We start from the raw sequence: 10,180 nt of genomic DNA on the forward strand, positions 1-10,180 counted from the left end.
ATCGGTACGGACCAGATATAGGCCTGGCATGCACGCTGGAAGTCAATCGCATCAAATATCTTGTTGCGACTCTGCTCTGTTGGCACGCCCACCAAATAGTTATTTTCGAAGGTAAGTTCACCTATGCGAGTATCGAGTATTTGATATTCTCTATCCTGATGAGACAGGTTTTTGTTTTCTGTGGTAATAGATTTATCGACACTCTTGTCTTCGTTATCACTACACGCAGTGAGGAATAAAAGCGCACTTAATAGTGGAATTGTAAGTCTAATGTTCATAAACGGTTCCTTTGTGATTAATAGCTAACAGTGTGATTGATGGAACCGCTGGCCCATCAAACACTTTGTATGGGCATAGGCAAATTATTTAGCTGTGACCTTCCCATCCGGTTGTGCCATAAATGCATTTGCGTCAGGCTCATATGCCCTCAATACTATATTCCAAGGCTTAGGCGCCTGGAGATAAAGCGCAGCACCTTCTAGACATTCAGTTGGTCCAACCGTGACCTCAATGCGTTCTGAACTATCACTTTTTACCGTGTTGTATTCGTCGGTCATTAGGAACATGTCCTTGCCGTAGATTGTGAGGCTAAAAAAACCATTTGCGTCAGTATTTACTGGCGGCGCATCAACGGTCACCGTGCTGCACTCAATTGATTCAGGCCCGGGGATAAGCTTGTATGCAGCTCGCTCTGGGCCGCTCAACCCCCAACCGCCCGCAGTAATCAGAGTATACTTCTCCCAGTCCGTGATTTGATCAACAGACTCAACCATGCCACCAGTACTATCAATAGGGGTTTTTGCGAACTCATTTTTCAACGCAGTACGTGTGGCCAAGAGCTTATCCAGGTCATAGTCCGGGATAGGGTTGGCGCTCGCCGCGTCAACGCTTAACTCATCGGCAATGACCTTGACCTGCGCCTCCGCGTCCGCCTTACCATCAACACCGATACGAACCAGGATTCCCACATGGTCATCAAATTGTCCCGCCGGGAACTCGTACACGCCCCCCTTATTTAGGTGGACTGGTGTTGTATGGGTATTCAGGTTAATTATTTGCGCCGTAACCAAACGTGTGTCATCAATGGGAAGGTTTAGAGTGAAGCCCCCCGTGGTGTCGACTGCAGCAGCCGTGTACAACACATTCACATTGGGTGTAGTGAGAATTTGGTTGTCGACGCTCGCGATAGTGGGAGTGTTGAAAGTGTTGAGCCCATTTTTCTTCACCAGGTTGGCTGCGAAATCTAACCCTTCGGCCCTGATGAACTCCTCGGCGGTCATCCCCGTATTCTCAGGGCGAGTACCCCAATTGGTGGTGTCCACTGCGGCCACATTCGTAGCCTGATGCTGATCGGCGGAGACACTTTGAAAACCGACTAACACCGCAGTGAATATAGTTAGTAAAGCTATTGATACCTTCATTTATAATTCTCCCAAAACGTTGTTGATGTTTAATGATATCCTGATTGGTTGCGCCTCATAACGCCCGAAGCCCGACTGCATGCGATTGTTATGTGCATATTTCGAACGTTCATTTTAACTGATTATATATTGCCTCAAAGGCGGCCATGCGCGGCCTATTGCTTTTGCGAGCTGCATTAGATGCGCTAGGTGTGGAGGAAAGTGTTGCAAATCAACACTTGTTAATTTGCAGTTAAAAGTGACCCACCTTTTGCATCTAATTTTGACCCGCCTAAGGAGCCAGATTATGGTCTGATTTCCAGTTTATTTGCTACTCCTATCGTCGTTGTTTAGCGGATTGTTTGTATCGGTAACTTTCGTTACCTGTTTCTATGATATGACAGTGATGAGTCAGTCGATCGAGCAACGCTGTTGTCAGTTTGGCATCGCCAGAAACCTTGCTCCATTCCGAGAACGCAGCACCTTTAAGAAGCACTCTGGAGGTGCTTATCGCGCCGCACAGCGTAAAGGCCCCGCAGTTTTTAATGAGGTCACGGCACACATGCCAAACCCACGTCCTAAACACTGGAAACATGTCGGCAAATCAACAGTGGTCAATGAGGTTAAAAAGCTGAAAGAGGATGGCTGCAAAACGCGATCAGCGCTCTATCGTAACAGCCAAAGCCTATATCACCGCGTTAATACCCTAGGACTGTTGGACGACCTACTCCCTAGCAAAACGAGTCAAACGCGCTCCAACAATGAGCTACTCGAGGCCGCAAAACGCTATCAAAGCGCTGAAGAATTGCGTAACAAAAACCCGCACCTCTGCAAGCTGCTAAGCAAGCGCGGACTTCTTAAAGAAGCCTTCATGAAAAAATAGTCTGTTCGCTTACTGAGAGCAACCGGTTAGAAACTCAGGCTAACCGGTTGTTCTTTTGCTGTATGAGTTGGGCAATTTTGAGGCATAGCAGGATGAAAATCCGGTGTGTCATCGCTATTTCCTGCAACTATTGCTCTCCAATAAGCCGCGCGACAAACTTAATAACTTCTGATTCCCAAGGCACGTTACTTTCGAACTTCCGTGCCACCGGATGTGTCCGCTTCTCTCACAAAGGCAATGAGAATCTAGAGACTCAAAATGTCCGCTATGGTGTGTTTGCTGACTGGATGACATAATGAATATTGCTAGCGATGAGCACCATTGTTTTCACGGAACTCAAACGCCCTCTTACGCCCTATGACCCGTAATCCAAAACCGATTCGTTCAACAATTTACCCACTGCTAGGAGCTAAAAATAAGCCCTAGGACGTTTGGAACGCTAGCTTGAGCGGCGATTAATTGTTCCTAATCAAGATCGAAACGATCTCGGTGGGCAGTGAAGATAAAAGCGCATATGTCTCTTCCCAAACGGGCACTTGTTATCGCTTCGTTTTAACGAGCACCTTGAGCGATGAACGCACAACGTTTGTAGGCATCATACGAACGTTTCATTGCCGCTTGATTCACCGCGATGTTGTTCTGAGCGTTGTTCTTCCGAGACTTCTTTTCGAGCGACCCACCAAACATATACGCTAGGCGTAAACCAAAGCGAAAGAATGACAGAAAACCCAACCCCGCCCGCTATCACAACGGCTAAAGGCGGCCAGAACCCACCACCGACAAATAGTATTAAGGGTATAAAGCCCGCTATGGTCGTCAGCGTGGTACTTAGAATGTGCCGAGCGCATGATACGGTCGCTTCAACAATAGCCTGTTTATCACCTGCGCGAGCATTATCGTTCGCCTGTAAGGATGCCAAGACCACAATCGATCCGTTTATCGCTACCCCAATAAGACCAGTCACGCCAAGCAAGGGATTGAACCCCAAGGGGTAACCACTAATCCAAAGTGATAGAAAGCCAAAGCCAGCGGAAAGCATGGCAACCATTCCAATTACAGCTGCCAGACGAAAGCTACGAAACGCGAGAACCAGAGAGGTAATCATTAACAATGCAAGGACCGGAAGGTGCGCAGCTAGCGATGCGTTGGCGCGCGCGCTCTCTTCGGCATCGCCGCCAACGGTCCAGTAGTAGCCCTCAGGTAAGCTCCATGCGCCAGCATCTATTGCTTGAACAACCGCGTTGGTCGCGTCGATTGGCGTGACGTGCTGGGATAAATATGCATGTACGGTGTTTACGCGCTGGCCATTTCGGCGCGTAACCGATGCGGCTTCGGGCTCTAATTCAAACGAGCCGAAAGACGCTGCTGGCGCCCACTCTCCATTTGGGAGGATGACCGGGAAAGCCTGCAATTGCTCTAACGACGTTCGTTGATTGTTGCCATAACTCACCCGAACGGGTAGCTCAACAACGCCCTCTAAGACACTTCCGGCTTGCACACCTTCGTAGGCATTTTGCAGCTGGCTAGCGACCGAGCTAAGACGTAACCCTACCTCTGCGAGCGCTTGTTCATCGGCGTTAAACCAGATCTTCGGCGAGCCTGCTTGAATCGTACCCTGCGTATGAAGGACGCCTTTCTGCTCGGCGATAATGCCACGTAGTTGCTCCCCTAATTCCCTCAACTTGTTTGTTTCGGGGCCGAAAATTCGAAACTCAAGTGGCGCCTCCACAGGAGGGCCCTGAGCAAACGCTTTTGCAACAATCTGGACATTCGGAAATGCCTCACTAAGCGACAACTGGAGCTCGTCAATCAAACGTTGAGAGTCCTTAGAGCTTATCGTTTTGACCACAACCTCTGCGTAGTACGCTTGATTGCTGTTATTCATAATTTGGTTGTAGTAAAAGGCAGGAATACTGTCGCCTATTGACCAAACCGTTTTTTCAACGCCCTCTATTGCAAGCATTTCTTGGTCAATCTTTGACACAAGGCGATATGCGCCATCGACACTAGTGTTGCGCTCAAACCAAACGCGCATTTCAAACATATCTCTATCCGCAGCTGGAAAAAACACCTTAGGCAAGCTGCCAACCAACGCAAAACCGCTTACGCTAAGAGCCAGCGAAACCACCACTGCAATCCAAGGCTTGTGCAGACTGTTTAACAGAAAATTTCGATACGCCTCGCCATGGGCAGGGCTATAAATCCCTTGCTGCCACCAACGATTATCGTCTCGCCCGCCGTACTTTTTCTCCAGCCAAGCACAAATCGATGGTATGACGGTCATTGAGAGGATAAAGGAGAAGATGAGCGCCAAAATCACACTCACCGATATTGAGCCAATAAAGTCTCCGGAGTTTCCTTCGAGTAACAGAATAGGCATAAAGGCGAGGATTGTGGTCACGGTTGACGCCAGCAGCGGCATAAACAAGTGCTTTAGTGCGCCTTCGACGGACGCTGAAGCCGATAAGCCTTGACGCATGCGCTCGCGCACTTCGTCGGTCATTACAATGGCATTATCAATCAGCAAGCCTATCGCGATGATCATTCCAAACATCGACATTTGTTGAATTTGCATGTCGAGCGCTCTGAGCGAAAATAACACGCAGGCGGCTGCAAGCGGCAGAGATGTGGCGACGATAATCCCTGAGCGCCAACCCATGAAGACCCACACGACTACTAGGACAGCAACGATACCAGCAAGCAAGTTCCCGCCGAGGGAATTCAAACGATCTTCCGTGTATGCAGCCTGCTCAAACACCTCCACGAGTTCGATCACACCGCCCAACTCATTTTCAGTTTGTCGAATTACCTCCTGAACAGAGGTGGTCCAGGGTCTAATTTGGCTCGACACTTCGATTCGCGCAGCAACGAGAAGCACGCGTTCGCCATTATATAGCGTTATGTTTTGCTCCGGCTCCACCCTGCTCTTGGAGATCTCTGCAATGTCTCGAAGTAACAAGTCGCTTTTGCCGCTTTGAACAGGAAGCGTTTCAATGCGCGACACCGAATCAAACTCGCCACGCACTTCGATGGAAGACAGGGTGTCATTTTGGACTAGTCGCCCTGCGACTTGCTTACTATCTGAGCCCTGAATTGAGTTTGCCAATTGGCGAACAGTTAATCCCAGTTCCGCCAATTCGGTAGGAGACACAACCACGTGTACTTCTTCAGCAGGCGCGCCGTGAACGCTCACAAACTCTGTACCAGGAACGGCTTCGATGCGATCTTTTAGAATTTCAGCGACGCGGTTCATCATACTTAGCTGCTGATCTCCCGCCGATGCCCATTTTACTGCGGTAATGAGTGTGTAAGCGTATGCGACGTTATCTTCTTCTTTAATTCTCGGAGATAAGGCCTGGCTCGGCAGTTTTCTCGTTGCGTCTTTGACGCGGTCGCGTATACGAGAAATAACTTCTCGATTATTGTCAGACGTCACCCGCCCGTCGAGTTCAATTGAGAGCACAGAGACGTTGGTTCGGGATGTAGAATTGATCGTTTTTATTTCTGAAATGCTTGCAAGCTCAGACTCTAAGACCTCCGTCACGGTCGATTCGACCAGCCGAGCAGAGGCACCCGGAAACTCTGTGATAATCGAAATAAACCGTTGGGTAATTCTGGGATCCTCAACCTTCGGTAAGGAAAACCAAGATGATAGGCCGGCTGCACAAATAACGATGAGAGTCATCATTAACAGGTGTGGGTTTCGATAGTATGCCGAGCGCAGCGAATATACAGACTCTGATTTGGTCGTTTTTTGTTCCATGCCTACTTGCTCGCAACAGAAGAGGTAGGTTGCGTTCTTACATATTGCCCTTCAACAATGCGGTGCGTTGCTTGAGCAACAACCCGCCCTCTGTTCTCCACGTCGACGCCACCCGTAACGAGCGCGTAATCGCCCCGAACACGACTGATGGACACAACGGTGCGGCGTATCTGGGAGCGATTATTCTTGATCGCCTCATTTGGATCTGGTTCCGCTAGATAGACCGACCAGAGCCCTCTGCCGTATTCAGTGAGCGCCGTAAGAGGCAGCCATACGCCATCAGCGCGCACAGATGCCGGGATTTCAATATTGACGATTTCTCCGGGTACAAGCGCCTCATCTGCTGTCATGACACTCATGTACACATCAGAAGAACGCGAAGAAGAAAGGCTTAATTTAATGCGCGTGACCACGCCTTCAAGCACGCGGTCTTCATGCGTCAAACGGAGAGTTTGATCAATCTTTAGCGATTTTGCTACATCAAGCGGAACGCTTGCTCTTACTTCAGGTTCTGCGCTTTGCTCAACCAACAAAACGGGCATTCCCAAAGATACCGTTCGCCCAACATCGCTTGTTCTGTCGATCACAACACCATCGAAGGGAGCGAAGAGATTCGATTTCTCGAGCTCGAGCTCAATCGTTGCCAACTGCGCTTCGGCTAGCCTTAAGTCTGCTTGCGATGCTTCTTTCTGGCGCGAGGCCTCGTCCAGAGCTTGCGCTGAAACACTGTTACTTCCGCGTAAACCTTTCACACGCTCGAGCGATACATCTGCGAGTTTGAGCAATGCTGTTGCGCGATCTCTAGCGGCTCTCAGTTCAACCAATCTTGCCTGCAAGCGACGTGCGTCGAGCTGTGCTAGCAGCTCCCCTTTTTGAAATCGCTCCCCTTCGCGCTTATAAATCTCGATAATGACACTAGAGATATCAAAGCCCAGTTCAACGCGTTGCGCCGCCTCTACGCGCGCAACATAACGCTGCATCGGTGTATCGATGGCAGCCTCTTGTGCGCCCAAGGTCATAACGAGGGTTAATTCTGAGTAACCCTCTGGAGAGTCGGAAGAATACCCTAAACGGCTTACACCGAGAGCAAGCACCAATACCGACGAAAAGGCCAACACAACGAAAACTGGGGAGTAAAATAAAGCGCGTGCGCTAGACATATCAATCTCTTCTCAAGGCAAAGGTCAATTTATCGGGGTATGGTCAATCATACGCGCATAGTATAATTTCAGTTTTAATAAAAATAGACCAATTAATATATTTATTGTTCCATATTTGAGATTAAGGCGCGCAAGCACACTTTAGACAGAGCAAACTCGCTGGAATCCAAACATGCATTGACGAACAAACAGCGCTTCACCTCCATGTAAGTGCGCGCATCCTTCCCTCCCTTGTTCACGGTATTGTCACAACACTGAAGTCGAACTGTCACATTTTCTGATCAACGTATGCGCATAGCCCTTAATGAGAGTGCACTATGAGCTTACAACGCGTGTTGATCGTGACAGAAACCTACCGCCCGGAAGTGAACGGTGTAGCTACCACCCTCGGTCACTGGGTTGACGGAATGATTCGTAAAGGTATTGAGGTAACGGTAATACGCCCGAAGCAGTCTAAAAAAGATCTTCCGATTAGCGGGAGGGTCTTCGAACGCGAAGCGGAACTGCTTGTTTTCGGACTGCCTATTCCCGGGTACTCGGAGCTAAAGTTTGGGTTGGCTAGTAGTAGAAAGCTGAAAACGCACATCGAACAGCTACGTCCTGACGCAGTATATATCGCGACAGAAGGGCCGCTTGGCTTAGCGGCGCTGAGAGCTGCCAACGCCATTGGCGTAAAGGCCGTGACCGGTTTTCATACGAACTTTCAGAGTTATTCCAGATTTTACAGCTTCGGTTTCTTAGAGCCCATCATCACCAAATACCTGCGTTGGTTTCATAACAACAGTGCTGGAACCTTGGTCCCGACAAGACAGCAACAAGCAATGCTAAACAATAAGGGGCTCACAAATATCCAAGTCGTATCGCGAGGCATCGATCACGAACGGTTCTCACCTAACAAGCGAAATGAAACCTTGCGTGCAAACTGGGGTGTTCAAGCGGATGAGCCGGTTTTTATTTATGTTGGTCGCATTGCAGCCGAAAAAAATCTCGATCTGCTCGCTACCACCTATCAGGCGGTATGCGAGCGCTTTCCCGATGCAAAATTTGTGTTGGTCGGTGACGGCCCTCTGAAGCCCGTTCTGTCGGCAAGGTTTCCGAATCTTATCTTTGCAGGACTGAAACGCGGAGAAGAGTTAGCAGAGCATTATGCGTCTGGCGATATATTTCTGTTCCCAAGCAAGACGGACACCTTCGGAAATGTTGTTACCGAGGCGATGGCTAGCGGCTGCTGCGTTTGTGCATTTGATGACGCAGCAGCAAGGGAGCACTTAAAAGACCGACAGTCCGGCTTCCTAGCTGATTTAGGTGATGATGGTCAGTTTATCGAGAATGCCATCCATGCCTACGAAGAAACGCAGCTCCGAATGAATATCGCAAAGGCCTCGCACGCCATCTCGATGAAATTAAGCTGGGATGAAATCGTCCAGCAGTTCTGCACTACCCTGCTCCATGTTAACGCGCAANCGACAGGAATTTATGATGCAAATAGAACCAACATCAAGTTTAAGTCAGAAAGCCCAAGCCGCTGATATTAGTTTATGTCGAACGCTTAACGCTCTCTGTAAGAATCCTTTCATTGGCTTGTTCTTTACGGTCATAAGCCGGCTTGGCAACGGTGCTTTTTGGTATGCGGCAGGCTTTTCGTTACTGCTGATCGATGGAGTAAAAGCCCTACCTTTGCTACTTGTTTATACGCTCACTGGCTTAATCGGCGTGGTGCTCTACAAATCACTTAAAAAGACATGGATACGAGAGCGGCCATTTATCTCTCACCTTCAGATTTTTCAGGTCTGCGCGACGCTGGACCGTTATAGCTTCCCCTCTGGCCACACCTTGCACGCGGTAAGCTTTACCACGATTATCTCCCTTTCTTACCCAGCGCTCGCACCTGCTCTATGGTCCTTTACAGCCCTAATTGCACTGTCGCGCCCAGTACTTGGTCTGCACTACCCGAGTGACGTTCTGGTGGGTGCTGGCCTTGGACTCGCACTTGGTCTGCTCGGTCACGCGAGTTTAGTGGCGTTGTACTAAACCGTTTACCGAGTAATTCGCATTGGCATCCTGCATGGTGTTACGCCGTCATCATTTTGTAGCAAATCGTTCATCTTTCTGTCTTTTAACCTCGCTAATTTGAGTCCATGTATAACGACATTAAAACATTCAGTCCGGTAAAGGGAGCGCCCCTCAGGGGAACGCTAAATTTCCTAGTGACAAACTACATACCACGTGCTTTGAGCACACGACTAATGGGCCGTCTAAGCAAGGTTGAAAACCCCTTATTCACGCGCATCGCCTTAAGTACGTGGCAGTATTTCAGCGATGACATGCGTTTACATGAAGCGACCGAGAAAAGCTTTAAGAGCGTACATGCTTGCTTTACCCGTGAGCTCAAACCAGGTACGAGGCCAATTGATTCTGCAGAAGATCGTCTCGTCAGCCCTTGCGACGCTCAGATAGGAAGCTTCGGGAAGATTAAGAACCTGCAAGCGCTGCAAATCAAAGGCATGCCCTACGAGCTTGGCGAACTAACACAGGGAGCGATTGATCTTGAGCCCTACCAAAACGGGCGCTTTATTACGCTTCGATTGAAATCTAGCATGTACCACCACATGCACTCTCCCGCTCGTGGCGAGGTAGACAAGCTGCATTACATTTCCGGTGACACGTTCAATGTTAATCCTCCAACGCTTAAACGCATTAACCGCTTGTTCTGCCGCAACGAACGCGCAGTGATCGAAATAAAGCCCACCAATTTTGAAGGACGCATCGCGATGATCCCTGTCGCCGCGATTTTAGTCGCCAGTATGCGGTTCGTCGGCCTTGAACACCCGCTATCGCTCGCCTATCGAGGCCCAAACGAAATTCCATTTAAGCGTTCTTTTGAGCGGGGTGAACGGATCGGTAATTTTGAGCATGGGTCCACCATCGTGCTGCTCTTCAGCGAACACTACAGCTTTATGCCGCAGATTCGTGA

At 49.2% G+C, this 10,180-nt stretch carries 8 protein-coding genes and 1 pseudogene; 4 read left to right on the forward strand and 5 right to left on the reverse strand.

The window, feature by feature from the left end; translation table 11 throughout:
• From A3750_RS21575 to A3750_RS26485, 3 genes and pseudogenes are all read right to left on the reverse strand, one after another.
• The coding region (locus A3750_RS21575; RefSeq protein WP_369819966.1) for a hypothetical protein at positions 1-278 on the reverse strand (278 nt) is incomplete at its 3' end.
• An 84-nt stretch (positions 279-362) separates the two neighbouring features.
• A complete protein-coding gene (locus A3750_RS21580; protein WP_068450821.1) occupies positions 363-1,421 on the reverse strand; it encodes a hypothetical protein in 1,059 nt (352 codons plus the stop codon).
• Positions 1,422-1,737: 316 nt separating this feature from the next.
• Positions 1,738-1,878: pseudogene (locus tag A3750_RS26485) on the reverse strand (ATP-binding protein); the annotation flags it as partial.
• A gap of 84 nt (positions 1,879-1,962) precedes the next feature.
• Here A3750_RS26485 and A3750_RS25130 point away from each other — a divergent pair.
• A complete protein-coding gene (locus tag A3750_RS25130; protein ID WP_197466054.1) occupies positions 1,963-2,283 on the forward strand; it encodes a hypothetical protein in 321 nt (106 codons plus the stop codon).
• 595 nt (positions 2,284-2,878) lie between these two features.
• On the opposite strand, the gene A3750_RS21590 is transcribed toward A3750_RS25130, so the two are convergent.
• Positions 2,879-6,046: an efflux RND transporter permease subunit gene (locus A3750_RS21590; RefSeq protein ID WP_068465884.1), complete on the reverse strand. Its 3,168-nt coding sequence runs from the start codon at positions 6,044-6,046 to the stop codon at positions 2,879-2,881.
• A gap of 2 nt (positions 6,047-6,048) precedes the next feature.
• Complete coding sequence (locus tag A3750_RS21595; RefSeq protein ID WP_068458596.1) at positions 6,049-7,206, reverse strand: efflux RND transporter periplasmic adaptor subunit; 1,158 nt, start codon at positions 7,204-7,206, stop codon at positions 6,049-6,051.
• A 317-nt stretch (positions 7,207-7,523) separates the two neighbouring features.
• Between A3750_RS21595 and A3750_RS21600 the strand changes: the two genes are divergently transcribed.
• The 3 genes from A3750_RS21600 to asd all read left to right on the forward strand — a co-directional run.
• Positions 7,524-8,735 carry a glycosyltransferase family 1 protein gene (locus tag A3750_RS21600; RefSeq protein ID WP_068548804.1) on the forward strand — a complete coding sequence of 404 codons (1,212 nt, stop codon included), beginning with the start codon at positions 7,524-7,526 and terminating at the stop codon, positions 8,733-8,735.
• Entirely contained in the window at positions 8,683-9,237 is a 555-nt protein-coding gene (locus A3750_RS21605; protein WP_197466520.1) for a phosphatase PAP2 family protein, read from the forward strand. Before A3750_RS21600 ends, A3750_RS21605 begins: the two co-directional genes overlap by 53 nt.
• Positions 9,238-9,452: 215 nt before the next feature.
• A partial coding sequence (asd, locus tag A3750_RS21610) for an archaetidylserine decarboxylase (protein ID WP_068548806.1) occupies positions 9,453-10,180 on the forward strand: 728 nt, incomplete at its 3' end.

It is taken from the genome of Oleiphilus sp. HI0079, from assembly GCF_001635105.1.